Annotated in this window: 23 protein-coding genes and 2 rRNA genes; 8 read left to right on the top strand and 17 right to left on the bottom strand. The window is 64.4% G+C overall.

What is annotated here, in order from left to right:
* A 23S ribosomal RNA gene (locus DNJ95_RS15675) occupies positions 1–99 on the top strand; the annotation flags it as partial.
* A 161-nt stretch (positions 100–260) separates the two neighbouring features.
* Positions 261–376, top strand: a 5S ribosomal RNA gene (rrf, locus tag DNJ95_RS15680).
* 150 nt (positions 377–526) lie between these two features.
* Here rrf and DNJ95_RS15685 read toward each other — a convergent pair.
* A complete protein-coding gene (locus DNJ95_RS15685) occupies positions 527–865 on the bottom strand; it encodes a 4a-hydroxytetrahydrobiopterin dehydratase (RefSeq protein WP_131185668.1) in 339 nt (112 codons plus the stop codon).
* A 170-nt stretch (positions 866–1,035) separates the two neighbouring features.
* Between DNJ95_RS15685 and DNJ95_RS15690 the strand changes: the two genes are divergently transcribed.
* Positions 1,036–1,926 (top strand): hypothetical protein, encoded by an 891-nt coding sequence (locus DNJ95_RS15690; RefSeq protein WP_131185669.1) that lies wholly within the window; start codon positions 1,036–1,038, stop codon positions 1,924–1,926.
* Positions 1,927–1,999: 73 nt separating this feature from the next.
* Positions 2,000–3,475 carry an AMP nucleosidase gene (amn, locus tag DNJ95_RS15695; protein ID WP_131185670.1) on the top strand — a complete coding sequence of 492 codons (1,476 nt, stop codon included), beginning with the start codon at positions 2,000–2,002 and terminating at the stop codon, positions 3,473–3,475.
* A 138-nt stretch (positions 3,476–3,613) separates the two neighbouring features.
* Here amn and DNJ95_RS15700 read toward each other — a convergent pair whose 3' ends face one another.
* From DNJ95_RS15700 to DNJ95_RS15720, 5 genes are all read right to left on the bottom strand, one after another.
* A complete protein-coding gene (locus DNJ95_RS15700) occupies positions 3,614–4,186 on the bottom strand; it encodes a HupE/UreJ family protein (RefSeq protein WP_131185671.1) in 573 nt (190 codons plus the stop codon).
* Between the two features lie 17 nt (positions 4,187–4,203).
* A complete protein-coding gene (ureG, locus tag DNJ95_RS15705) occupies positions 4,204–4,818 on the bottom strand; it encodes an urease accessory protein UreG (RefSeq protein WP_131185672.1) in 615 nt (204 codons plus the stop codon).
* Positions 4,819–4,832: 14 nt separating this feature from the next.
* On the bottom strand, positions 4,833–5,513 hold the full coding sequence (locus DNJ95_RS15710; RefSeq protein WP_131185673.1) for an urease accessory protein UreF: 681 nt from the start codon (positions 5,511–5,513) through the stop codon (positions 4,833–4,835).
* Positions 5,510–6,010: an urease accessory protein UreE gene (gene ureE / locus DNJ95_RS15715; RefSeq protein ID WP_131185674.1), complete on the bottom strand. Its 501-nt coding sequence runs from the start codon at positions 6,008–6,010 to the stop codon at positions 5,510–5,512. Before ureE ends, DNJ95_RS15710 begins: the two co-directional genes overlap by 4 nt.
* Positions 6,011–6,132: 122 nt before the next feature.
* A complete protein-coding gene (locus DNJ95_RS15720; RefSeq protein ID WP_131185715.1) occupies positions 6,133–6,642 on the bottom strand; it encodes a GNAT family N-acetyltransferase in 510 nt (169 codons plus the stop codon).
* A 318-nt stretch (positions 6,643–6,960) separates the two neighbouring features.
* Here DNJ95_RS15720 and DNJ95_RS15725 point away from each other — a divergent pair, with 318 nt between their 5' ends.
* The 3 genes from DNJ95_RS15725 to DNJ95_RS15735 all read left to right on the top strand — a co-directional run bounded on the left by DNJ95_RS15725 (position 6,961) and on the right by DNJ95_RS15735 (position 9,095).
* On the top strand, positions 6,961–7,836 hold the full coding sequence (locus DNJ95_RS15725) for a DMT family transporter (RefSeq protein WP_131185675.1): 876 nt from the start codon (positions 6,961–6,963) through the stop codon (positions 7,834–7,836).
* A gap of 37 nt (positions 7,837–7,873) precedes the next feature.
* Positions 7,874–8,737 (top strand): isocitrate lyase/PEP mutase family protein, encoded by an 864-nt coding sequence (locus DNJ95_RS15730; protein WP_131185676.1) that lies wholly within the window; start codon positions 7,874–7,876, stop codon positions 8,735–8,737.
* A 91-nt stretch (positions 8,738–8,828) separates the two neighbouring features.
* On the top strand, positions 8,829–9,095 hold the full coding sequence (locus DNJ95_RS15735; RefSeq protein WP_131185677.1) for a DksA/TraR family C4-type zinc finger protein: 267 nt from the start codon (positions 8,829–8,831) through the stop codon (positions 9,093–9,095).
* A 118-nt stretch (positions 9,096–9,213) separates the two neighbouring features.
* On the opposite strand, the gene DNJ95_RS15740 is transcribed toward DNJ95_RS15735, so the two are convergent.
* From DNJ95_RS15740 to DNJ95_RS15790, 11 genes are all read right to left on the bottom strand, one after another.
* Positions 9,214–10,200 carry a LysR substrate-binding domain-containing protein gene (locus DNJ95_RS15740; protein WP_131185678.1) on the bottom strand — a complete coding sequence of 329 codons (987 nt, stop codon included), beginning with the start codon at positions 10,198–10,200 and terminating at the stop codon, positions 9,214–9,216.
* A 725-nt stretch (positions 10,201–10,925) separates the two neighbouring features.
* A complete protein-coding gene (gene katG / locus DNJ95_RS15745) occupies positions 10,926–13,073 on the bottom strand; it encodes a catalase/peroxidase HPI (RefSeq protein ID WP_131185716.1) in 2,148 nt (715 codons plus the stop codon).
* Positions 13,074–13,684: 611 nt separating this feature from the next.
* Entirely contained in the window at positions 13,685–15,385 is a 1,701-nt protein-coding gene (gene ureC, locus DNJ95_RS15750) for an urease subunit alpha (RefSeq protein WP_131185679.1), read from the bottom strand.
* Between the two features lie 103 nt (positions 15,386–15,488).
* Entirely contained in the window at positions 15,489–15,794 is a 306-nt protein-coding gene (locus DNJ95_RS15755; protein ID WP_131185680.1) for an urease subunit beta, read from the bottom strand.
* A gap of 25 nt (positions 15,795–15,819) precedes the next feature.
* Positions 15,820–16,122 carry an urease subunit gamma gene (gene ureA / locus DNJ95_RS15760; protein WP_131185681.1) on the bottom strand — a complete coding sequence of 101 codons (303 nt, stop codon included), beginning with the start codon at positions 16,120–16,122 and terminating at the stop codon, positions 15,820–15,822.
* Position 16,123: 1 nt separating this feature from the next.
* Complete coding sequence (locus DNJ95_RS15765; protein WP_131185682.1) at positions 16,124–16,966, bottom strand: urease accessory protein UreD; 843 nt, start codon at positions 16,964–16,966, stop codon at positions 16,124–16,126.
* A gap of 88 nt (positions 16,967–17,054) precedes the next feature.
* Positions 17,055–17,813 (bottom strand): SDR family NAD(P)-dependent oxidoreductase, encoded by a 759-nt coding sequence (locus DNJ95_RS15770; RefSeq protein WP_131185683.1) that lies wholly within the window; start codon positions 17,811–17,813, stop codon positions 17,055–17,057.
* Positions 17,814–18,090: 277 nt separating this feature from the next.
* The gene (locus tag DNJ95_RS15775) at positions 18,091–18,852 is read right to left on the bottom strand and encodes an amino acid ABC transporter ATP-binding protein (RefSeq protein ID WP_131185684.1); all 762 of its coding nucleotides are present in this window, start codon (positions 18,850–18,852) and stop codon (positions 18,091–18,093) included.
* Positions 18,845–19,507, bottom strand: coding sequence for an amino acid ABC transporter permease (locus DNJ95_RS15780; protein ID WP_131185685.1), 663 nt, complete (start codon positions 19,505–19,507; stop codon positions 18,845–18,847). The genes DNJ95_RS15775 and DNJ95_RS15780 overlap by 8 nt, the downstream gene beginning before the upstream one ends.
* A 12-nt stretch (positions 19,508–19,519) precedes the next feature.
* Positions 19,520–20,161, bottom strand: coding sequence for an amino acid ABC transporter permease (locus tag DNJ95_RS15785; RefSeq protein ID WP_131185686.1), 642 nt, complete (start codon positions 20,159–20,161; stop codon positions 19,520–19,522).
* Between the two features lie 57 nt (positions 20,162–20,218).
* A complete protein-coding gene (locus DNJ95_RS15790) occupies positions 20,219–21,112 on the bottom strand; it encodes a transporter substrate-binding domain-containing protein (RefSeq protein WP_131185687.1) in 894 nt (297 codons plus the stop codon).
* 151 nt (positions 21,113–21,263) lie between these two features.
* On the opposite strand from DNJ95_RS15790, the gene pdxR reads away from it, so the two are divergent.
* Positions 21,264–22,769, top strand: a complete 1,506-nt coding sequence (gene pdxR / locus DNJ95_RS15795; RefSeq protein ID WP_131185688.1) for a MocR-like pyridoxine biosynthesis transcription factor PdxR — start codon at positions 21,264–21,266, stop codon at positions 22,767–22,769.
* Positions 22,770–23,013: the final 244 nt, after the last annotated feature.

Genomic DNA, 23,013 nt, shown 5'->3' on the forward strand with positions numbered 1-23,013 from the left:
CTGAAGGGCCGTCGAAGACTACGACGTTGATAGGCTGGGTGTGTAAGCGTTGTGAGGCGTTGAGCTAACCAGTACTAATTGCCCGTGAGGCTTGACCATATAACACCCAAACAATCTGCGAGGGCATAAGCCTGAGACAGAGGGTGTCGATGGAGAAGTCGACAAACCGAAAGTTTGCAAGAGCACTACGAAAGCCTTGAAATAGACATCACATACCCAATTCGCTGCAGCGGCTCAACCCCGAGGCAGCAACCGAATTGCTTGACGACCATAGAGCGTTGGAACCACCTGATCCCATCCCGAACTCAGTAGTGAAACGACGCATCGCCGATGGTAGTGTGGAGTTTCTCCATGTGAGAGTAGGTCATCGTCAAGCTTCTACACGAACGCCCCGGTCCTTATGGATCGGGGCGTTCTTTTTTGGGCTATGGAAATGAATGGCAATTCGTAGCCAGTGCAGCTCCCTCTGCTGGCAAGAAATGCTCCAGGCTATGGAAATCACGGGATAGTCGGGGGACAGGCGAGTTCATTTGGACAATTCGTCTGTCCGGGACGCAAGCTGAAAATCCCTGGGGTGAAGCCCCTTGATTTCATGGCTCCACCAGGTGACGGTTACCTGGCCCCATTCGAGCAGCAGGGCGGGGTGATGATTGGCCTTCTCGGCCATGCCGCCGACTGCGTTGACAAAGTTCAGCGCTTGTTTGAAATCCTTGAAACCGTAGACTTTTTCCAACTGCTTGACGCCGTTTCGAACCCGGATATTCCAGTCGGGAATCTGCTCGAGCAGCGTTGTCAGTTCTTCATCGCTCACTCTTGATTCTTCCGCGGCGGCGGCCTGGACTTGGGAGGGCTGTGCATCACTCATTTGTTTCCTCCATTTTTATCTTCGCCTGGGCTGTGCTGGTTTGCATCGGCTCCTGGCGATAGTGGTCGTTCCTGGCGGTTATGCCCGGGCTTCTTGGCTAAGGCTGCGGTTGTCCACTCAAGTTCCGGCTGTTCTGCGCCGATATGGATGTCTGATCCCGGAGTTTTTCCATGACACTGCCTATTTCGTCTTCGACCATTGTGATTCGCCCTGCAGCCCGATCCGGGACCGACGCGTCGGAGGTCACGGGTGGCACGGTGCAAAAAGGGAACGCCAGTACCTCTTCCTCGGCTGGTGAGTCGCTGTATCAGCGGCTGAGCGCTTTGCGCAAGGCTTCCCGTGACATGCTGAGCGCGACGAGTGCCAGCGAGTCGCGCAAGGCCGTTGCCAGGCAGCGTATCGAGCAGATGAAAGAGCGCATCAAGATGTTGAAGATGCTGGTTGCCAGCGGACTGGCATCCAAGGGGATGCTGCGAGAGATACGCCAGTTGGCGCAGGAGCTCGGACAGGCGGCACAGATACTCAAGCAAGTCGGTTCTTCGAGTGGGGGAGCATCTCTGGCGGTGGATGATTCCCCGGCTGTGTCGGGGGAGGCCCTGGAGCCGGCCGCCTTGGTTTCTGAAGATGAGGCCGTCGCACCATACGTTTCCGATGGGATGCAGGCGATCGAGGCGGAATTGCGGGAGGCATCGGATGTGGATGCACTCGCTGAGGATGAGCTTACGGGGACTGAGGCTGAGGCTTCCCCGGACCAGGCTGAGACTCAAGCCCAGTCCGCACAGCAAGAAGCCAATTCTCTGGGAGCCTACCTGAGTAATCAGGACAATAGTGCCGCGCGCCAGCGTCGCGAGGATGCGGAGTTGATCAAGGATGTGCTGAATCGACTCAAGTCCTTGCTGGAGTTGCTGAAAAGCAGTGTGGACCTGAGCGATGCGGATTCGCGCAAGGAGCTGGAGAAGATCAACCGCCTGTTGAGCGATACCGAGGATATCGCGACCGGACTGGGCGGCGGCGTGCTTGGCGGGCTTTCTCTCGGGGGGACTATCTCCATCAGCGCCTGAGGTTCGAACGACGCTACCCTTGTCATGCGTGAGCAGGCAAGATGGTGTGCATCGAACAGTCAGGAGCGATTCAATGAGTTTTCAAGCGCGCGATGGATTTACCGTCGCCACCAGTGCCGAAGAGGCTGTCGACCTTCTCGGGCAATTGCACCAGCAGGCCACCCAGGCCTTGAGCCAGGCGCTCAAGCGTTATCTCAAGGAGCGGGTCGCTCCCGACGCGTCCCAACGGACCCTCTTCCGCTATCCCGAGTTGCGCCTGACCTACCAGTGCGCCGGCGAGATCCCGGTTTCCACCCGGGCCTATGCCAAAGTGCAGGTGCCGGGGGTCTATAGTGTCACCGTCACGCACCCCGCGGCTTTTCGCCGTTATCTTCTGGACCAGCTCACACCCTTGATGCATGACTTCAGCGTACGGGTCGAGGTGGGTGTCAGTGATCGCTTCATCCCCTATCCCTATGTCGTCGAGCAGGGGGACGAACTGGCCGGCAGTGGGGTGACCGCCGCCGAACTGTCGCGGGTATTTCCCAGTACCGACCTGTCCGCCGCATGTGACGATGTTGCCGACGGCCTGCATGACTGGGAGCACGCCGATCCGTTCCCGTTGGCGCTGTTCGACGCGGCGCGGGTGGATTTCTCCCTGCGCCGCCTGGTGCATTACACCGGCAGCGACTGGCGCCATGTGCAGCCATGGATCCTGCTGACCAACTACCACCGTTATGTCGACCAGTTCATCCGTCATGGCCTCGACCAGTTGCACGACGGCAGTCGTTTCGTGCGCATGGTGCTGCCCGGCAATATCGTCGTCGAGCGTGGTATGGAGGAGGGCGAGGCGCAGGCGATCATTGCCGGTGTCGTCTGGCATCGTTATCAAATGCCGGCCTACCACCTGATCGCCGAGGATGGCCATGGCATCACGCTGGTGAATATCGGTGTCGGCCCGTCCAATGCCAAGAACATCACCGACCACCTGGCCGTGTTGCGTCCGCACTGCTGGCTGATGATCGGCCACTGTGGCGGCCTGCGCCAGTCGCAGACCATCGGCGACTATGTGCTGGCCCATGCCTATATGCGGCGCGACGGTATTCTCGATCGCGTGCTGCCGCCGAATATCCCGCTGCCGGCCCTGGCCGAGGTACAACAGGCACTGCAAGAGGCCGCGGCACAGGTTACCGGCGAGAAGGGTGATGCCCTGAAGAAGCGCCTGCGCACCGGTACCGTGTTGACCTACGATGATCGTAACTGGGAGCTGCGCTGGGCCCAGGAGCGTCCATTGATCAACCTGGCCAGGGCGGTGGCGGTGGATATGGAGAGCGGCACCATCGCCGCCCAGGGCTATCGCTTGCGGGTGCCCTACGGCACTTTGCTGTGTGTCTCGGACAAGCCACTGCACAGCGAGATCAAGTTGCCGGGTTCGGCCAATGCCTTTTACGAGCGTGCGGTCAGCCAGCATCTGAAGATCGGTATCAGTGCCCTGGACCTGCTGCGCAATCAGCTTGATTCGCTGCATTCGCGCAAGTTGCGCAGTTTCGATGAACCGCCTTTCCGCTAGCTGCCGCAAAAATCCCATGGGCCACAAGGCCGCTTCTTCGTCGCTGTGCCGGCGCGCAGCGAACAGGCCTCGTAGGAGCGGTCTTGCCCGCGAATGGAGCCGAAGGCTTCGCGGCCAGGATCGCTCCCTCGGGGGCTGCTAGGCGGCCAGCAACCAGGCGCCGGCGACTGCCGAGGCGGCGCCGAGGATACGCACCAGCGGTGCGGCGGCCTGTGGCAGGTAGCGCACCAGGGCGAAGCCGGCGGCATGCAGTGCGGCGGTGGCCATGACGAAGCCGGCGGCATAGCCCCATGGGCTGGACAGCGCAGGCAATTCCAGGCCGTGGGCGACGCCGTGGGCCACGGCGAACAGTGCGGTCAGGCCGGCGGCCAATGCCAGCGGCGGGCGCACCGCCAGGGCCACCAGCAGGCCGAACGCCAGCACCGAGGCGGCGATGCCGGTTTCCATCAGCGGCATCTGCAGGCCGGCGAAGCCAAGCAGGCCGCCGGCCAGCATGCTGCCGACGAAGGCCAATGGCAGCGCCCAGCGCGCCTTGCCCTGTTGCTGCGCGGCCCAGAGACCGACCGCGAGCATCGCCAGCAGGTGGTCGAGGCCGAGCAGCGGGTGGCTGATGCCCGAGAGCAGGCCGGCATGGTCGTGGCCGGGGTGAGCCATGGCCAGTGTGGGCGTGAGCAGCAGGGCCAGGGCGGCGCAGATTCTTTTCGGGTTCATGATGTTCTCCTGATGGGTCAGAGGGCACCGAGCATGCCGTGGCGTTCTATGAAGGCGATGATGCGGTCGAGACCTTCGCCGGTTTTCTGGTTGCTGAAGACGAAGGGTTTGTCGCCGCGCATCAGTTTCGAGTCGCGTTCCATGATCTCCAGCGAGGCGCCGACCATGGGCGCGAGGTCGATCTTGTTGATCACCAGCAAGTCGGATTTGCAGATGCCGGGGCCGCCCTTGCGCGGCAGCTTGTCGCCAGCGGAGACATCGATCACGTAGATCGTCAGGTCGGACAGTTCCGGGCTGAAGGTGGCCGACAGATTGTCGCCGCCGGATTCGACGATGATCAGGTCGAGACCGGGGAAGCGCCGGTTGAGTTGTTCCACCGCCTCCAGGTTGATCGAGGCGTCTTCGCGGATCGCCGTGTGCGGGCAGCCACCGGTTTCCACGCCGATGATGCGTTCCGGGGCCAGTGCCTCGTTGCGCACCAGGAACTGGGCGTCTTCCTGTGTGTAGATGTCGTTGGTGACCACCGCCAGGTTGTAGCGCTCGCGCAGCGCCTGGCACAGTGCCAGGGTCAGGGCGGTCTTGCCGGAGCCGACCGGGCCGCCGATGCCGATGCGCAGGGGTTGGTTGTTCATCTGTGGTTCTCCAGTCAGGATCGGAACAGGCGGCTGTATTGGCGTTCGTGCGCCATGCTCGCCAGGGCCAGGCCGAACGCGGCGCTGCCCCAGTTATCGGGATCTATGTCACTGGCGTGCTGCTGTGCCTGGCGCAGTACCGGCAACAGTTCGGAGGTCAGCCGCTGGGCGGCTTGCTGGCCGAGCGGCAGGGATTTCATCAGCACCGCCAACTGGTTTTCCAGCCAGCTCCACAGCCAGGCGGCCAGCGCTTCCTCCGCGTCGATCCGCCAGGCGCGGGCGGCCAGTGCCCAGCCCAGCGCCAAGCCGGGATCTTCGATGCGCTGGAACAGTGCGCGGGCCAGCTCGTCCAGTTCGGGCAGGCCGTCGAGCAATTGCCTGAGCGAATAGCCCATCTGCCGGCTTTCCAGGCGCAGTTCGCGGGTTTCGCGGCTGGCCTGGTGCTGTTCTGCGAGCCGTTCCAGGCGCACCCAGTCTTCGCTGGCCGCCGCCTGGCAATGGGCCAGCAACAGTGGCGCCTCGAAACGCGCCAGGTTCAGCAGCAATTGGTCGTGCAGCCAGCGCTGGGCGCTGTCGGCGTCGCTGACGCGAGCGCTTTCGATGGCCTGCTCCAGACCCTGGGAATAGCTATAGCCGCCGATGGGTAACTGCGGGCTGGCCAGGCGTAGCAAACCCCAGGTTCCATACGGGTTCACGGGCGGCTGCCGAACTGGTGCAGCAGCGGTGCGTAGCTGAATTCGGCGTCGCCGGCATGCGAATGGTGATGGCCGCCGCCATAGGCGCCATGCTCGGGCTGGAAAGGCGCTTCGATGGCTTCGGTGCGAGCGCCGAGCTGGGTCAGCATGTCCTTGAGTACATAGTCGTCGAGCAGGCGCAGCCAGCCATCGCCAATCTGCAGGGCGACATGGCGGTTGCCCAGGTGGTAGGCGGCGCGCGTCAGTTCGAAGGCGCTGGTGCAGGTGACGTGCAGCAACTGCTCGGGGCGCGCCTTGACGCGTACGATGCGGCCATCCTCGGCCAGCAGGCATTCACCATCGCGCAGGGGGGGCTGGCCGCGCTCGAGGAACAGGCCGATATCCTCGCCTGCCGTGCTGAAACAGCGCAGGCGGCTCTTGCTACGGGCGTCGTAGTTCAGTTCCAGTTCGGCATCCCAGGTCGGGGGCGGTGTGGTGCGTTGGCGTATGACCAGCATGAAAGCGTTCCGAATCCAGTCGAGTAGGCAAGTCGAGCAAAGTGCTTGCCAACTCGATGCGCACTGCGCGTGTACCGATGCGTGCATGGAAATGAGGCGATCGCATGCTTCATGGTGGGGCTTTATTGATTGTCGTGCTCGTTATTGGTGCTCAATAGCTCGCGCACCATATAGATGGCGGGAATCCGATAGCTGGCCAGGTTGTCGAGTTGCTGCGGCTCCAGCCGGTCATGCCGGGCATAGCCCTGGCGCGCCCAGAAGTCGTGGGATTGCTGTACCGAAACCAGCGCCGAATAGCGCAAGCGGAGCCTGCGGGCTTGCTCCAGCGCATGCCCGACCAGGGCCGGGCCGATGCGGCGGCCCGCCGCCCGGGGGTGCACGGCGAGGTCATGCAGGTAGAGGCAGTCGGCCTGTACCTGCTGCTGGAACTCGCCATCCAGCGGCGTTACCTTGCCGACCCGCGAAGGATAGGCGAACAGGTAGGCACAGACGCCCTGGCGGTCTTCGGCGACCCAGCCGAACCCGGGCTGGCTGGCGAGGCGCGCGCGTACGACGCTTTCCTCTTCGAGGACATCGACGGGATAGCACTCGGCCTGGATGGACATCACGTCGGGAATATCGCTTTCGCACATGGGCCGCAGATCGAACATGGGGGGATCTCGCTGGAGTTCGGGTAGCCGATGATAAGCCAGGTTGGCGCGCTTATGGCATGTGCAGGGCGATCGCGCCCTGCCCGGGCAAGCCGCTTCGGTGAAGGCGCTGAAGGCTGGAAAGCTGGACGATAGACACCGGTTGCCATGCTCTTTCGTTCAGCCTCCAGCCTTGCAGCGCCCGGCTCGGCCCTTTGCGGTGAACAGCGCGGGCACCCCGCTGGCATGCGGATGCTGCCTGACACTGGAAGCTTTTCGGCGCATAATTAGCAAGCTAATCATTCTGTCGCGGGTTGCGTTTTGAACCAAGACAACAAGCCTTTTTTCGGTATCCTGCTGATCCTTGCCGCTGGCCTGCTGCTGGCGAGCCATGATGGCCTTTCCAAGTACCTGACCCAGTTCTACCCGGTGATCCTGGTGGTGTGGGTCCGCTATGTGTCGCAGACCGGGCTGATGCTGATGCTGTTCACACCGCGCATGGGCCGCAGAGTGTTCCAGACCGCACGGCCACTGTTGCAATTGTGCCGTGGCGCCAGCCTGGTGGGGGTGAGCCTGCTGTTCATCAGTGGCTTGAGTTATATTCCGCTGGCCGAGGCGACGGCTGTCATCTTCCTTACGCCCATGCTGGTTACCCTGGCCAGCGCCTGGCTCGGCGAGCGGATCGGCACCGGCCAGTGGGCGGCGGTGATCTGTGGCTTGCTGGGCGTACTGGCTATCGTGCGACCGGGGAGCGCCCTGTTCACGCCGGCGATACTGTTGCCGATAGGCGCAGCGCTGTGTTTTACCCTTTACCAGTTGCTCACGCGCCGCTTGAGTGGAACGGATCACCCGGTCACCAGCAACTTTCTTTCCAGCCTGGTCGGCAGTGTGGTGTTGAGCGTGCTGGTGCTTTTCAACTGGCGAGTGCCCTCCGTCGAGGATGCGCTGCTGATGGTTTCGCTGGGTGGCCTGGGGATGATCGCGCACCTGCTGCTGACCCATGCTTTTCGCTATGCCAGCGCGGCGACACTGGCCCCGTTCACCTACGGGCAGATCCTGTTCGCCGGGCTCATCGGTTACTTCGTCTACCGGCACACGCCGGACACCGGAGCGTTGCTGGGTTTTGCCGTGATCATCGGCAGCGGCCTGGGCATGGCCTACCTACAACGCCGACAGCACAGGCTCGCTGTCGGCTAGCGGATATCATTGAAGAATGCGTGCGAGAGAAAAATAAATGCAAAGACTGTCCCATCACACCTTGAGAACCAATTTCCGTCAGTTGCTCGCGTCCGACAGCTGCTACCACACCGCCTCGGTGTTCGATCCGATGTCCGCGCGCATCGCCGCCGACCTTGGTTTCGAGGTCGGTATCCTCGGTGGCTCTGTGGCCTCCCTGCAGGTACTGGCCGCGCCGGACTTCGCGCTGATCACCCTGAGCGAGTTCGTCGAGCAGGCGGTGCGCATCGGGCGGGTCGCCCGCCTGCCGATCATCGCCGATGCCGATCACGGTTATGGCAACGCGCTCAACGTGATGCGCACCGTGGTCGAGCTGGAGCGCGCCGGCATCGCCGCGCTGACCATCGAGGATACCCTGCTGCCGGCCAAGTTCGGCCGCAAGTCCACCGACCTGATCGGCCAATTCGAGGCGGTCGGCAAGATCCGCGCGGCGCTGGAGGCGAGGGTCGACCCGGAGCTGTGCATCATCGCCCGCACCAATGCCAAGGTGATCGGCATAGAGGAAGTGATCGCCCGTGCCCAGGCCTACCAGACCGCTGGCGCCGATGGTATCTGCCTGGTCGGTATCGAGGATTTCGAACAGCTCGAACAGGTTGCGGAAAAGCTCAGCGTACCGCTGATGCTGGTGACCTACGGCAACCCGCGCCTGCGCGATAACGCCCGCCTGGCTGCGCTCGGCGTGCGTATCGTGGTCAATGGCCATGCCGCCTACTTCGCGGCGATCAAGGCCACCTACGACTGCCTGCGCGAGCAGCGCCAGATCGATGCCTGCGACCTGAATGCCTCGCAGCTCTCGGTGAAGTACTCCACCGCCGAGGAGTATCTGGAGTGGGCCGAGGAGTATATGCAGGTCAAGGAGTGAGCCGCGACGGCTGACCCGGCAGGGCGCTTGCAAAACGGTGCTTTGTCGTCCATATCTTCCGTCTGGGCCATTCATCACCGGGAGAACGCTCATGGCAACCGGCTGGGCGCAAGATGGCGCCGTTCAGGAGCAGATCGACAGTACCATCGAGGACGCCGTGCAGCGCGTGCGCAGTCAGTTGCCCAGGGGCGAGAGCCTGAGCCACTGCGAAGAGTGCGATGCGCCGATCCCCGAGGCACGCCGCCAGGCTGTCCCCGGTGTGCGCCTGTGCGTGGCCTGCCAGGGCGAGCATGATCGCGAGCAGGCGCAGTTCAGCGGCTACAACCGACGCGGCAGCAAGGACAGCCAGTTGCGCTAGCAGCGATTTGCGTAGGGGCGCTGGGCGCCCCACCTTGACGGTCGACGACGCTATCCCTGGTGCGCACGGCGCACCCTATGGCAAGGCGCCAGACAGATTTCCCATTCTGTTTGCCGGGTCACGGTGCTGGCCAGGGTGTCGTCTCGCCAGGGGACGCACGGCACAGGGTATCGGCCAGCAGTTTGAATTCCTGCCCGCGTGGATGGGTGCGTCGCCACACCAGCCCGATGCGCCGGTACTCGCCGCCGCGCAGTGGCCGGATGGCGACCCTGGACTGATCGACATGGCGGGCTGCCAGCGCTGGCAGCAGGGTGCAGCCCCGGCCGGCGGCGACCAGGTGCAACAAGGTTTCCAGGCTGGTGGCGCGGCAATCCATGGCGCCGTCCGCCTGCGGCTCATGGCGTTGGCAGATGCCCAGCGCCTGCCCACGCAGGCAGTGGCCGTCGGTGAGCAACAGCAACTCGAGGTCGTCCAGTTCAGCGGTCGCCACCGTGGCCTGTAGCGCGAGTGGATGATCCGCTGGAACGGCTACCAGGAAAGGCTCGTCGAACAGTACACGCAGTTCGTAGACATCCAGGTCGAGCGGTTCAGGCAAGGCTTGCACGGTCGCTTCGCATTTCATGCATTCGGCCGAACGGGCGAACGCCGCCAGCGGATTCGGCAGGGCCAGCAAGGCGACTTCCAGCCCACCGTCATCGAGCCGTCCGCACAGGTCGGCGGTCAGCCCCTCCTGTACCACCAGTTGCAGCTTGGCAAAGACCTCGCCGACCGTTTGCAGCAGGTGCGGCAGATAGTAAGGCGCCAGGGTCGGAATGATGCCCAGCGTCACTGCGCCTTCCAGCGGGCTCGCGCGCATGCGGGTCAGAGCCAGGATGCCGTCGGCCTCGGCGAGCAGGCGTCGTGCCCGTTCGACGATCCGTTCGCCGATGGGGGTCAGCGCCGGTCGTCCGCCCTGGCGGTCCACCAGGGTCTGGCCGAGGTAGCTCTCCAGCTTGCGTAACTGGATGGACAGCGTGGACTGGGTGATATGGCATGCATCGGCGGCCCGGCCGAAATGACGATGATCGGCAAGGGCAATCAGGTAGCGCAGTTCACGCAGGGTCAAGGGAGTCTCCTTTGGCAGGCGGGACGCGGCCTGCACGGCGGCGAACGGATGCATGGCTACGACAGGGTGTCGCGGAGCAGCGGAGTCGCCGCGGGGAGAACGATCGACGCCGCTGCCCCAGGTGCGCCTGGCGCACCCGGAAAGCCGCTGTCATCCACTGCGACACTCGATAGTGGGGGGAGGCTAGCAGTCGCGGCCATGCCAGCCGAATCGAGACGTTCAATCGCCGTCATTGATTTTTGCGATAGCCTGCCCGGGTTTCCAGCGATGATCGGAGCAGCGCCCCGGTCGGAGGGCGACCAGGGCTCTGCTGTGGCGGGGCCCGGCCCGTTTACCGTTAGGGGTCTGTTGACGTTTCGTCGCAAGCCGCGTTGTCGCGAGAAATAGCCCCCGGTCAGGCCGCGCCCGTTCCTGACGGGCTTGCGGCATTCACTCCATCCCTGGAGATTGCGCAGGACGCGGGTAATGGCCACTCCCTTGTCAAGTCCTGCAACGACAGCGGGGACTATTTCTCGCACAATCCGAAGGACCGGGCCAGTTTTACACGAGGCTGCGTTACTCGATGGCTCATTTAGCCCACTACAAAAACGCCAGGAGCGTTTTGGGGCGTAAGCCCCGAAGGGGTGAAGCGCATGGACGCGCTGAACAAACTTCGCATCTCGCGCCTTGCCTCGTGCAAAAACTGGCTCCGGCGCGGTCGCGTCGAAACGTCAACAGACCCTATGTCAGAGCTGCTGCTCGAAACGGTCGAGTTCCATCACTTTGCTCCAGGCCTTGACGAAGTCCCGGGCGAACGACTCCCTGGCGTCGCTGGCGGCGTAGTACTCGGAGATCGCGCGCAGTTCCGAGTTGGAGCCGAACACCAGGTCGACAGGGGTCGCTGTCCATTTGAGCGCGCCGCTGTTGCGGTCGCGGCCTTCGTACAGCCCCTCGCTCGACGCCTTAGACCAGACCGTGGACATGTCCAGCAGGTTGACGAAGAAGTCGTTCGACAGACTGCCCGGGTTATTGCTGAGCACACCGTGCCGGCTGCCCCCTGCGTTGGCGTCCAGCACACGCAGGCCGCCGACCAGTACGGTCATTTCCGGCACGCTCAGCGTCAGCAGGTTGGCCTTGTCGACCAGCATTTCGGCTGGAGAGAGGCGGGCGTCCTGGCTGTAGTAGTTGCGGAAGCCGTCGGCCTTCGGTTCCAGTGCGGCGAACGAGACGATGTCGGTCTTGTCTTGCGAGGTGTCCATGCGTCCCGGTGTGAATGGTACTTGCACATCGTGGCCGGCCTTGCGGGCGGCGGCTTCGACGGCGGCGGAGCCGGCCAGTACGATCACGTCGGCGAGGGAAACCTGCTTGCCGCCCTTGAGGCCGGCGTTGAAGTCCTTGCGGATGCGTTCCAGCCTGGCCAGCACTTTCGCAAGTTCGGCTGGGTCGTTGACAGCCCAGTCCTTCTGCGGAGCGAGACGCAGGCGCGCACCGTTGGCGCCGCCGCGCATGTCGGAACCGCGGAACGAGGCCGCCGAGGCCCAGGCGGTGCGGACCAGTTCGGCGTTGCCGAGGCCCGAGGCGAGGATTCTGGCCTTGAGCGCTGCCGTGTCCTTGGCGTCGATCAGCTTGTGGTCGAGCGCCGGGATCGGGTCCTGCCACAGTAGTTCTTCCCCGGGCACGTCGGCGCCGAGATAGCGCGTGCGCGGGCCGAGGTCACGGTGGGTCAGCTTGAACCAGGCCTTGGCGAAGGCGAGCTCGAACTCCTTGGGGTTCTCCAGGAAGCGCCGCGCTATCTTCTCGTAGGCCGGATCGACGCGCAGCGACAGGTCAGTGGTGAACATGATGGGGGCATGGCGCTTGTCCTTGATGTGCGCGTCGGGAACCATCGCGGCGGCCGCTGGATCGGACGGGATCCACTGGACCGCGCCGGCCGGACTCCTGGTCTGCACCCAGTTCCAGGCGAAGAGGTTGGAGAGGTACTGGGAGGTGAATGTCGTCGGGCTGGTGGTCCATGCGCCTTCCAGGCCGCTGGTGATGGTGTCTTCGGCGTTGCCTTTGCCGCATTTGTTCTTCCAGCCGAGGCCCTGTTCTTCGACGGCGGCGGCAGCCGGGTCGGCGTCCAGGCATTTTTCCGGGCTGTGCGCGCCGTGCGCCTTGCCGAAGGTATGGCCGCCGGCGATCAGCGCGACCGTTTCCTCGTCGTTCATGCCCATGCGGCCGAAGGTGTCGCGGATGTCCCTGGCGGCGGCGAGCGGGTCGGGCTTGCCGTCGGGGCCTTCCGGGTTCACATAGATCAGGCCCATTTGCACCGAGGCCAGCGGGCTTTCCAGCTTGCGATCGCCGGAGTAGCGGCTGCCTGGCTTGTCGCTGGTGGCCAGCCATTCGCCTTCGTTGCCCCAGTAGACCAGGTCGGGCTCCCAGTCATCGGCACGGCCGCCGGCGAAGCCGAAGGTCTGCATGCCCATCGATTGCATCGCGACGGTGCCGGCCAGCACCATCAGGTCGCCCCAGGAAATGCTGGCGCCGTACTTCTGCTTGACCGGCCACAACAGGCGGCGTGCCTTGTCCAGGCTGACGTTGTCAGGCCAGTTGTTGAGGGGGTCGAAGCGCTGCTGGCCGCCGTCGGAGCCGCCGCGGCCATCCAGCGTGCGGTAGGTGCCGGCGCTGTGCCAGGCCATGCGGATGAAGAAGGGGCCGTAGTTGCCGAAGTCGGCCGGCCACCAGTCCTGCGAGTTGGTCAGGGTGGCCTCGATATCCTTTTTCACCGCCTCCAGGTCGAGGCTCTCGAACGCCTTGGCGTAGTCGAAATCCGCTGCCATGGGGCTGGAGGACGGGTTGTGCTGGCGCAACATGGAGAGGTCGAGCCGGTCGGGCCACCAATCCTGGTTGCTCATCGGGCTGGCCTGCAACGCCGGCGCAGCCGCCAGCAGGGCGGCGGATAGCAGGCTGGCGCAGCCCAGCAGGCGTCGAGGGGAAAGGGTAGTACGCTCCATGAGTCGCTCCTTTGCTGTCTTTGGGTCGTGACGGGCAAGGTAGCGGGCATGAAAAGAGGCGAGAAGTTGATAGTCTCAACCCCTGCGATTGAGGATTTCCACATGCCGGGCCCGCCCTGGGTCTGTTGACGTTTCGGCATGGATGGCCGGATCGGAGGCACAAGCGGACAGCCGAAAAGCGCTTGGCTGGAGGCTGAACGAGCGGCACACGGCGCCAGCGCTTTCGTCCAGCGTTCAGCCATCAGCGCTTTTAATCGAAGGCCGAAGGCCGCTTGTGCCTCGAAGAAGCCCGTTCGGAGGGCTGGATTGGAAATATATTTCCATCCGAATCAATAAGTTAAAGCGAAACGTCAACAGCCTCTAGCACATCGAATGCGCTGTAGGGGGCGCCGTGCGCGCCGGGGGTCGTGGCGTCGGACGTTCAGGTGCGCGGGCACCCTGCGTTCACTGCGACACTCGACCCTGGCAAGGTGCTACGCGGTGCGCTGCCGGCAGGCGCCCCGCGCGCCCTGCTAGAACAGGAAATACCGCTGCGCCATCGGCAGTACTTCGGCTGGCTCGCACCAGAGCAACTGGCCATCGGCCTTGACCTGGTAGGTCTGCGGGTCGACCTCGATGTCCGGCAGGTAGTCGTTGTGGATCAGGTCGGTCTTCTTCACTTCGCGACAGCCCTTGACCACGCCGATGCGCTTCTGCAGCCCGAGTTTCCGCGGTACGCCGGCGTCCGCCGCGGCCTGGCTGATGAAGGTCAGGCTGGTGGCGTGCAGCATGCCGGCGTAGCTGCCGAACATGGGGCGATAGTGTACCGGTTGCGGCGTCGGGATCGAGGCGTTGGCATCGCCCATCAGGCTGGCGGCGATGGCGCCGCCCTTGAGGATCAGGGTCGGCTTGACGCCGAAGAAGGCCGGGCGCCAGAGCACCAGGTCGGCCAGCTTGCCCACCTCGATGGAGCCGACTTCATGGCTGATGCCGTGGGTGATCGCCGGGTTGATGCTGTACTTGGCGATGTAGCGCTTGACGCGGAAGTTGTCGTTGCCCGGCGCATCCCCGGGCAGCGGGCCGCGCTGCTTCTTCATCTTGTCGGCGGTCTGCCAGGTGCGCGTGATCACTTCGCCGACGCGGCCCATGGCTTGGCTGTCGGAGCTGATCATGGAGAAGGCGCCGAGATCATGCAGGATGTCCTCGGCGGCGATGGTCTCGCGGCGGATGCGGCTTTCGGCGAAGGCCACGTCCTCGGCGATGCTCGGGTCGAGGTGGTGGCAGACCATCAGCATGTCCAGGTGTTCGTCGATGGTGTTGCGGGTGAACGGCCGGGTCGGGTTGGTCGAACTGGGCAGCACGTTGGCGAAGCCACAGGCCTTGATGATGTCTGGGGCGTGGCCGCCGCCGGCGCCCTCGGTGTGGTAGGTGTGAATGGTGCGGCCCTTGAAGGCGCCCAGGGTGGTTTCGACGAAGCCGGATTCGTTGAGGGTGTCGGTATGGATCGCCACCTGGATGTCGTACTGGTCGGCCACCGCCAGGCAGTTGTCGATAGCGGCGGGCGTGGTGCCCCAGTCTTCGTGCAGCTTGAGGCCGATGGCGCCGGCCTCGACCTGTTCGATCAGCGGCTGTGGTAGCGAGACGTTGCCCTTGCCGGTGAAGCCGATGTTCATCGGGAAGGCGTCGGCGGCCTTGAGCATATTGGCCATGTGCCAGGGGCCGGGGGTGACCGTGGTGGCGAAGGTACCGGTGGCCGGGCCGGTGCCGCCGCCGATCATGGTGGTGGTGCCACTCATCAGCGCCTCTTCGATCTGCTGCGGGCAGATGAAGTGGATGTGGGTGTCGATGGCACCGGCGGTGAGGATCATGCCCTCGCCGGCGATGACTTCGGTGGCGCCGCCGATGGCGATGTCCACGTCCGGTTGGATGTCCGGGTTGCCGGCCTTGCCGATGGCGGCGATACGGCCGTCCTTGAGGCCGACATCGGCCTTGACGATGCCCCAGTGGTCGATGATCAGTGCGTTGGTGATCACCGTGTCGGCGACCTCGGCGGCGTTCAACTGGCTCTGGCCCATGCCGTCGCGGATGACCTTGCCGCCACCGAATTTCACTTCATCGCCGTAGCTGGTGAAGTCCTTCTCCACTTCGATCCACAGCTCGGTATCGGCCAGGCGCACCTTGTCGCCGACGGTGGGGCCGAACATGTCGGCGTAGGCCTGACGGGAAATCTTCATGCTTTGAGTTCCTTCCAATTCGCTGGAGGCTAAAGGCTGGAGGCTGGACGAAAAAGCAGCTCATCCGTCCAGCCTCTGGCCTCCAGCCGCTCTTGTCGTCTTTTCAGATATTTCCCATCACCCGCCCGGCGAAGCCGAACACGCGGCGCTGGCCGGCCAGTTCGACCAGTTCCACCTCGCGGCGCTGGCCCGGTTCGAAGCGTACGGCGGTGCCGGCGGCGATGTTCAGGCGCATGCCGCGGGCGCTGTCGCGGTCGAAGTCGAGGGCGTCGTTGACCTCGAAGAAGTGGTAGTGCGAACCGACCTGGATCGGCCGGTCGCCGCTGTTGGCCACCGTCAGCGTGCAGGTGCGACGGCCGGCGTTGAGTTCGATGTCGCCAGGCTGGATCTGGTATTCGCCGGGGATCATGGGTGGGGCTCCTTGCAGCTTGTGGCTAAGCGATGGGTTGGTGCACGGTGACCAGCTTGGTGCCGTCGGGGAAGGTGGCTTCGACCTGGATTTCCGGGATCATTTCCGGCACGCCTTCCATCACCTGTTCGCGGCCGAGCAGGGTGGTGCCCAGGTGCATCAGTTCGGCCACCGTGCGGCCATCGCGGGCGCCCTCGAGCAGCGCGGCGGAGATATAGGCGATGGTTTCCGGGTAGTTGAGGCGGACGCCTCGCGCCAGCCGCCGTTCGGCGAGCAGGCCGGCGGTGAATATCAGCAGCTTGTCTTTTTCACGGGGGGACAAGTCCATCTCAGGTGCTCCAGATTCGTGGGGGTACGGCATCGCGGCCCAGCAGGGCGGGGCGCAGCAGATGCCACAGGTCGATCAGCCAGGCGCGTGCATGCAGCGCTTCGGCGGCCAGGCAACGGCCGAGCAGCAGGCCGGGCAACTGGGTCAGGTCGGCACGCAGGCCGGGGTGCCGGGTGGCCAGTTCGCGGCAGCGTTCGAGCAGCCCGGCATCGGCTTCTCCGGTGACGATCAGGGTGGCGAACACCGGCTGGCCATCGAGGCCGATGGGCGAGTCGAGCAGGCCGTCGCCGCCTTCGACGCGCTGGCGCTCATGCCACAACAGGCGGCCATCGCGGCGGATCTCCAGGCGCGCCTGCAGGTGCCCGAGGTCGAAGCGTTCGCCGCTGGCCGGGCGGCCCAGGGCGATCACATCCCAGTAGCACAGGCGGGCGTCGCCGAGCAGGTCGATGCGGCTGTCCAGGTGCGCCTGGGCGGCGGAATAGACGATGGTTTCCTGCGGCAGCCACTCCAGGGTCGCGCCCGCCTCGACGCGCAACCGCAGTCGTTGATGCGCCGGGGCGGCGGCGCGATACCATTTGGCCGCGCCGGGGCTGGTCAATTGTGCCCAGGCGTTCTCGCCGACTGTCGCGGTGATGTTCAGCCGGTCGCCGCCGGCGATGCCGCCGGGCGGGTGCACGATGATGTGCTGGCACACCCCCGGCCCTTCGGCGTGCAGGTGCTTCTGCACCCGCAAGGGGCCGAGGTGCTTCCTGTGCACTGGAACGGTGCGACCCAGCAAGCAGGCATAGCCCAGCTCCAGTTCGGCCTGCCAGCTTGGCGTGAACGGTGTGTGCGGGGCATTCATGGCAATCCGAGGAGGCTCTGTCCGGTCGATGGGACAAGACAGAGCAAGAGGCGTGCCTTCTGCGCCCTGAAGGTGCAGCGCGGATGCCTCAGTCGCGGTCGATGGCGAACGACGACCAGGCCTGGCGCGTCGGCATCACTTCCACGCGGTTGATGTTGATGTGGTCCGGCAGGCTGGCGATGTAGTGGATCTGCTCGGCGATATCCTCGGCGCTCAGCGCGGTGGTGCCGCGGTAGAGGGCATCGGAGGCGGCCTGGTTGCCCTTGGTGCGGACCAGGGTGAACTCGGTCTCGGCGATGCCCGGCGCGAGGTCGGTGACACGCACGCCGGTGCCCTGCAGGTCGCAGCGCAGGTTGTAGCTGAACTGTTTGACGAAGGCCTTGGAGGCACCGTAGACGTGGCTGCCGGGGTAGGGCCACTGGCCGGCGATGGAGCCGATGTTGATGATGCTGGCGCCCTTGCCGGTGCGCAGCAGGCTGGGCAGCAGCGCGTGGGTGACGTTGACCAGGCCCTTGATGTTGGTGTCGATCATCGTGTGCCAGTCCTCCAGCGCCACGTTCTGCGCCGGTTCCGGCGCCAGTGCCAGGCCGGCGTTGTTGACCAGGGTGCGGATCGGCAGGAAGGCTTCCGGCAGTTCGGCGACCACCTTCTGCACGGCGTCGCTGTCGCGCACGTCCAGTGTGGCGATATGCACCGGCACCTGGCCGGCCAGTTCGTCCTGCAGTGCCTGCAGGCGTTCCAGGCGGCGACCGCTGAGTACCAGCGACCAGCCGTCGGCGGCGAAGCGGCGGGCGCTGGCCTGGCCGAAACCGGATGTGGCGCCGGTGATGAAGACGACTTTGCTCATATTGACCTCTCAGGTTGGGGAATGGGCTGGGCGGTTTCAGAACCTGCTCACGATCCGCTGCGCGTCGGCCCTGCTGCATTAAAAACAGGCTCACAGCCAAAGGTTGAACGTGCTTCAGCACGGCCCCGAAGGTGGGCGAAGCGAAGCAAATGCTCATTTACCATTCGTAAACTGCGCTTTTGACTCACTGCGTTCGCCCTTCGGGCCAGCGTGGCTGTTACTCCCTTCGGTCGTTGTGCCTTGCAGGGCTCCAGCTCGCGAGATCGTGAACAGCTTCTCAGTCGGCCAGTTCCAGGAATTTGCGGACCCGCTCGGTATCCGGGCGGGTGAAGAATTTCTCCGGGTCGGACTTCTCGATGATCTTGCCCTTCTCGAGGAACACCACCTGGTCGGAGACGGCGCGGGCGAAGTCCATTTCGTGGGTCACCACGATCATCGTGTAGCCCTCGGCGGAAAGGTTCTTCATCACCGTCAGCACCTCGCCGACGCGCTCGGGGTCGAGGGCCGAGGTGGGTTCGTCGAAGAGGATCACTTCCGGGCTCATGGCCAGCGCGCGGGCGATGGCCACGCGCTGTTTCTGGCCGCCGGACAGGGTGTGCGGGTAGGCATCCTGCTTGTGCTGCATGCCGACCTTTTCCAGCAGGGCGCTGGCGGTGGCGCGTGCTTCGTCGCGGGAGATGCGCTTGACCTGCATTGGCGCTTCCATGACGTTGTGCAGCACGGTCAGGTGCGGCCACAGGTTGAAGCTCTGGAACACCATGCCGGTACGAGCGCGGATGGCCGCCAGTTCGCGGTTGCCCATGGCGCGTCCGGTCTTCTCGTCGACGCCGATGCGCTGGCCGGCGATGCGGATGGTGCCTCGGTCCGGCTGCTCCAGCCAGTTGATGCAGCGCAGCATGGTCGACTTGCCCGAACCGGAAGAGCCCAGCACGCTGACCACTTCACCCTTGTTGACCACCAGGTCGATGTCGCGCAGCACCTCGACGCCGTCGAAGCTCTTGCTCAGCCGCTCGATGCTTACCGCGGGTATGTCAGACATGTTCGAATCCTCGTTTGACGCCGAAGCGACCGGCCCACTTGAGGGCCAGTTCCAGGCAGATGCTGATGGCCCAGTAGATGGCGATGACCACGATGAAAGCCTCCATCGGAATGAAGTAGGTGGCCGACACGGAGTTGGCCGCCGCCGTCAGTTCCTGCACGGTGATGATGGTGAGAAAGGCGGTGTCCTTGAGCGCATAGATCAACTGGTTGCCCATCAATGGCCGGGTCTTGATCACCAGTGGCGGCAGGATGATGCGCAGGAACAGCCGCAGCGGCGTGAAGCCATGGGCCTTGGCCGCCTCGATCTGGCCCTCGGGCATCAGCACCCGGGCGCCCCGCAGGATTTCCGCGAAGTAGGCCGCGTGGTAGATCGCCAGGGCGATCAGGCCGGCGCTCCAGGCGCTCATTTTCAGGCCGAGGGAAGGCAGGCCGTAGTAGAGCAGGTAGGCCAGCACCAGGAACGGCAGCATACGCATCAGGTCGATCAGCCAGCGCAGTGGCCGCGTGGCCCAGCCACCCTGTTCCAGTTGGTACAGCAGCGCGGCGCCGAGGATGAAGGCGGCGCTGACGGAAACGAAGAACAGCAGCAGGGTATTCAGTGCGCCCGCCAGGAAGGCGTCGCGCGCATCCCAGAGAATCAGCCATTCGCTCATGGGTCTATCTCCTTACATGGCCAGACGGCTGGCTTTCTTTTCGGCGATGGCTTGCAGGCGCAGCAGGATGCCGATGATCAGCATGTACAACAGCCCGGCGGCGAGGATCGGTGGCAGCGGCTCGTAGGTGACCGCCGAGATGCGGTTGGTGACGCGGGTCAGGTCGACGATACCGATCACCGCGATGGCGGGGCTGCTCTTGATCAGGAAGGACATCTCGTTGACCAGGCCGGGCAGGCTGCTGGTGAGCATCTGCGGCAGCATGATGCGGCGGAAGAACAGCCGGTTGGTCATGCCGCAGGCCAGCGCCGCCTCCTTCTGTTCACGGGAGAAACTGATGAAGGCGGAGCGCCAGATTTCCGCGTTGAACGCGGCGGTGTTCAACGTCAGCGCCAGGATCGCCGCCGTTTCGCGGGAGAGCCCGAGGCCCAGGGTGGGGCCGGCGAGGAACAGGAACAGCACCAGGGTGACCAGCGGTGTGGCCCGGGCCAGGCTGACGTAGGTGACCAGCAACTGGTCGAGGAAGGGAATCCGTGCCATGCGCAGCAGGGCGATGCCCAGGCCGACCAGCACGCCGATGGCGATGGAGACGCCGGATATCCACAGGGTGGTCCAGGCGCCTTCGAGCAGCAGTAACCAGGCTTGACCATTCATGTCGTGAACCCTCGAAGTGGCAGGTGCGGGCCACCGCTAGGGCGGCCCGCCGGGGACTCATTCGATATTCGCCAGTTCGTGGAACTGCTTGACGCTGGTGATGGGTTCGAGCGGCAGGTCGTCGAAGGATTCTCCGAACCATTTCTGTTGCAGCTCGGCCAGCCGGCCGCTGGCATGCACTTCCTGCATGAAGGTGGTCAGCAGCTTCAGCAGTTCGGGGCTGTTCTTCGGCACCGGCCAGGCGGCGAAGCCGTTGCCGGAAACCGGCAGGCCCTTGGCGAAGACCTCGGGCTTGGCCTTGACCAGGTCGTTGACCGAGGTCACCGAGTTGACCACGTAGTCCAGCCGGCCATTGGCCAGGTCGGCGTAGATTTCCGGGTAGGACGGGTATTCCACCACCTTGCCGAGCTTGCCGCCGCCGGCTTCGAGCATTTTCTTCAGTTCCGGCAGGCGTGCCAGCAGGGCGCTGCCGGCCTGCAGACCGACAGTCTTGCCGCTCAGGCTGGCGATGTCGCCGATGCTGTCGTCGCCCTTGCGCTTGACGTAGTAATGCTGCGCCGAGGCGAACGGCGGGGCGAAGTTGAACACCCGCAGGCGGTCATCGGTGACCAGCGCGCCGGTATAGCCCATGTCGTACTGGCCGGAGGCGACCGAGGCGAGCAGGCCGGTCCAGGGCAGGATTTCCTGGCGCACGTCGAAGCCGGACTTGCCGGCGAAGGCCTTGAAGTCTTCCAGCAGGTCCTTGTGGAAACCTTCCGGCTTGCCGTCGACGATGAAGTTGAACGGCGCATAGTCGTCTTCGGTGGCCACCGCCAGGTAACCGCGTGCCTTGACGTCGGCCAGGTCGGCCTGGGCCGTCAGGCAGGCGCCGAGCAGGCCGGCGGCAAGGGCCAGCTTGCGTAGCAGGGTGTGCGCCTTGGCCAACGATGGGGTATCGATCGAGTGCTTCATAGGTCTGCTCCAGTTGACGAGAAGGTGTTCCTGGCATCTTGCAAGGCCCTGGCCATACCATAGGGACAGTTGGCCCGATTGGTCTGGCCAGTTGGACGTCTGGCGCACTCCTTGCTGCGCCAATGGCAATTTCACCCTGGCAACGGCGGCGATGATAGATCACTTCTTTCACCTTGATTTCGACCAGCGGCGCGGCCTCCAGGAGCAACTGCGGGAGTCGCTGGTTTCGGCGATTCTGGCCGGCGGTTTTCCCGCCGACGAGCCCTTGCCCTCGTGCCGCAAGCTGTCGCAGCAACTGTCGGTCTCGCGCAATACCGTGGCGCTGGTCTACGAGAGCCTGCTGGACAGCGGTTACTTGATCAGCCGACCGCGCAGCGGCTATTACCTGCACCCCGACTACAGCGCTGTCGATCCTGAAGAGGCCCCACCACGCCTGGCACCATGCCTCGATATTGGGCGGGCGGATGGGGATGGTGCCGGCAATGCACCATCATGGTGCGATCGCTACAAGCTGGCTGTCGGTATCCGCCATGGGCTGTTGCGGCCCGGTAACTGGCGGGACTATCGCTATCCCTTCATTTATGGCCAGCCGATCGACTCGCTGTTTCCCCTGGAGCGCTGGCGCGAGGTTTCGCGCAACAGCCTGCGCAATGACCGCGATCACGGCTGGCTGCGCGACGGTTTCGACCAGGACGATCCGGCGCTGATCGAGCAGTTGCGCACCCGCGTGCTGCCCAAGCGCGGTATCTGGGCGCGTCCCGACGAAATCCTGCTGACACTGGGCTCGCAGAATGCGCTCTACCTGCTGGCCGCGCTGCTGATGAACGGCGATGTGCGGGTGGGCATGGAGAACCCGGGCTTTCGCGATGCGCTCAATGTCTTCGAGCTGCGCGAGGCCGAGGTCCATCTGCAGGAGGTGGATGACCAGGGCATGCTGGTCGACCCGCGGCTGGAGGGTTGCGATTATCTCTATGTCACGCCGGGCCATCAGGTGCCGACTGGCGTCAGCATGAGCGCGCCACGACGCCAGGCATTGCTGGCGCAGATCCGCCAGCACGACCAGGTGCTGATCGAGGACGACTACGATGCCGAGCTGAATTTCGACAGCCACCCGCAACCGGCGCTCAAGGCCAGCGACAACAGCGGCCGGGTGATCTATATGAGCAGCCTGTCGAAGGCGTTCGCGCCGGGCCTGCGCATGGGCTATCTGGTGGCCGATGCCGAACTGGTCGGCGAACTGCGTGCACTGCGCCGCCTGATGTATCGCCATCCGCCCATGAACAACCAGCGCATGCTCGCCGAGTTCCTCGCCCAGGGGCACTACGATGCGCACCTGCGGCGCTTCCGCGAGGAGCACTGGCGCCGTCGCGAGTTGCTGGAGCAGGTGATGCACAGCCACCTGGGCGATTGCCGGCACCTCGGCAGCGTGGGCACCGGTGCCTTCTGGCTGGCCGCGCCGGAGGGCGTCGATACCCAGCGCCTGGCCTGGGCGGCGGCGCAGCGCAGTGTGCTGATCGAGCCGGGCGCGCAGTTCTTCTTCGATGCCCGGCCGGCGCGCAACTTCTTCCGCCTCGGTTTCCATGCCATCGAGGCCGAGCGCATCCAACCGGGAATACGCGAGCTGGCGCAGGTGCTGGAGCGGCAGGCCTCGGGCTGAAGGCGCCGAGGCGCGTCGGCCTTGGTTCGTGAGATTCTGAACAGGTTCTCAGCCCCTGGCCTTTCAACGTGTTTATGCGACTTGGGGGGGGGATTCCGCTGCTGGGTGGGTCAGGCCTATGGCCCGGAGAAGCGTTGGCCGGGCTCGCAGCGAATAGCGAGGTGACGGCGAGAAAAAGCCCGCCTCGTCGTTCCCGCGCAGGCGCACGACTGTCCAGCACGATTAATGCCTGAGAATGATTTAG

The organism is Stutzerimonas kirkiae, from assembly GCF_004327335.1.
GTDB lineage: Bacteria > Pseudomonadota > Gammaproteobacteria > Pseudomonadales > Pseudomonadaceae > Stutzerimonas > Stutzerimonas kirkiae.

Coding starts and splice junctions, on each gene's coding strand:
- DNJ95_RS15790 (WP_131185687.1), bottom strand. CDS start 21,112: ATGAAGCACTCGATCGATACCCCATCGTTGGCCAAGGCGCACACCCTG.
- DNJ95_RS15735 (WP_131185677.1), top strand. CDS start 8,829: ATGGCAACCGGCTGGGCGCAAGATGGCGCCGTTCAGGAGCAGATCGAC.
- DNJ95_RS15770 (WP_131185683.1), bottom strand. CDS start 17,813: ATGAGCAAAGTCGTCTTCATCACCGGCGCCACATCCGGTTTCGGCCAG.
- DNJ95_RS15780 (WP_131185685.1), bottom strand. CDS start 19,507: ATGAGCGAATGGCTGATTCTCTGGGATGCGCGCGACGCCTTCCTGGCG.
- amn (WP_131185670.1), top strand. CDS start 2,000: ATGAGTTTTCAAGCGCGCGATGGATTTACCGTCGCCACCAGTGCCGAA.
- DNJ95_RS15690 (WP_131185669.1), top strand. CDS start 1,036: ATGACACTGCCTATTTCGTCTTCGACCATTGTGATTCGCCCTGCAGCC.
- ureE (WP_131185674.1), bottom strand. CDS start 6,010: ATGCTGGTCATACGCCAACGCACCACACCGCCCCCGACCTGGGATGCC.
- DNJ95_RS15765 (WP_131185682.1), bottom strand. CDS start 16,966: ATGAATGCCCCGCACACACCGTTCACGCCAAGCTGGCAGGCCGAACTG.
- DNJ95_RS15775 (WP_131185684.1), bottom strand. CDS start 18,852: ATGTCTGACATACCCGCGGTAAGCATCGAGCGGCTGAGCAAGAGCTTC.
- katG (WP_131185716.1), bottom strand. CDS start 13,073: ATGAGCAACCAGGATTGGTGGCCCGACCGGCTCGACCTCTCCATGTTG.
- ureG (WP_131185672.1), bottom strand. CDS start 4,818: ATGAACAACCAACCCCTGCGCATCGGCATCGGCGGCCCGGTCGGCTCC.
- DNJ95_RS15785 (WP_131185686.1), bottom strand. CDS start 20,161: ATGAATGGTCAAGCCTGGTTACTGCTGCTCGAAGGCGCCTGGACCACC.
- DNJ95_RS15700 (WP_131185671.1), bottom strand. CDS start 4,186: ATGAACCCGAAAAGAATCTGCGCCGCCCTGGCCCTGCTGCTCACGCCC.
- DNJ95_RS15730 (WP_131185676.1), top strand. CDS start 7,874: ATGCAAAGACTGTCCCATCACACCTTGAGAACCAATTTCCGTCAGTTG.
- DNJ95_RS15720 (WP_131185715.1), bottom strand. CDS start 6,642: ATGTGCGAAAGCGATATTCCCGACGTGATGTCCATCCAGGCCGAGTGC.
- ureC (WP_131185679.1), bottom strand. CDS start 15,385: ATGAAGATTTCCCGTCAGGCCTACGCCGACATGTTCGGCCCCACCGTC.
- ureA (WP_131185681.1), bottom strand. CDS start 16,122: ATGGACTTGTCCCCCCGTGAAAAAGACAAGCTGCTGATATTCACCGCC.
- pdxR (WP_131185688.1), top strand. CDS start 21,264: ATGATAGATCACTTCTTTCACCTTGATTTCGACCAGCGGCGCGGCCTC.
- DNJ95_RS15755 (WP_131185680.1), bottom strand. CDS start 15,794: ATGATCCCCGGCGAATACCAGATCCAGCCTGGCGACATCGAACTCAAC.
- DNJ95_RS15685 (WP_131185668.1), bottom strand. CDS start 865: ATGAGTGATGCACAGCCCTCCCAAGTCCAGGCCGCCGCCGCGGAAGAA.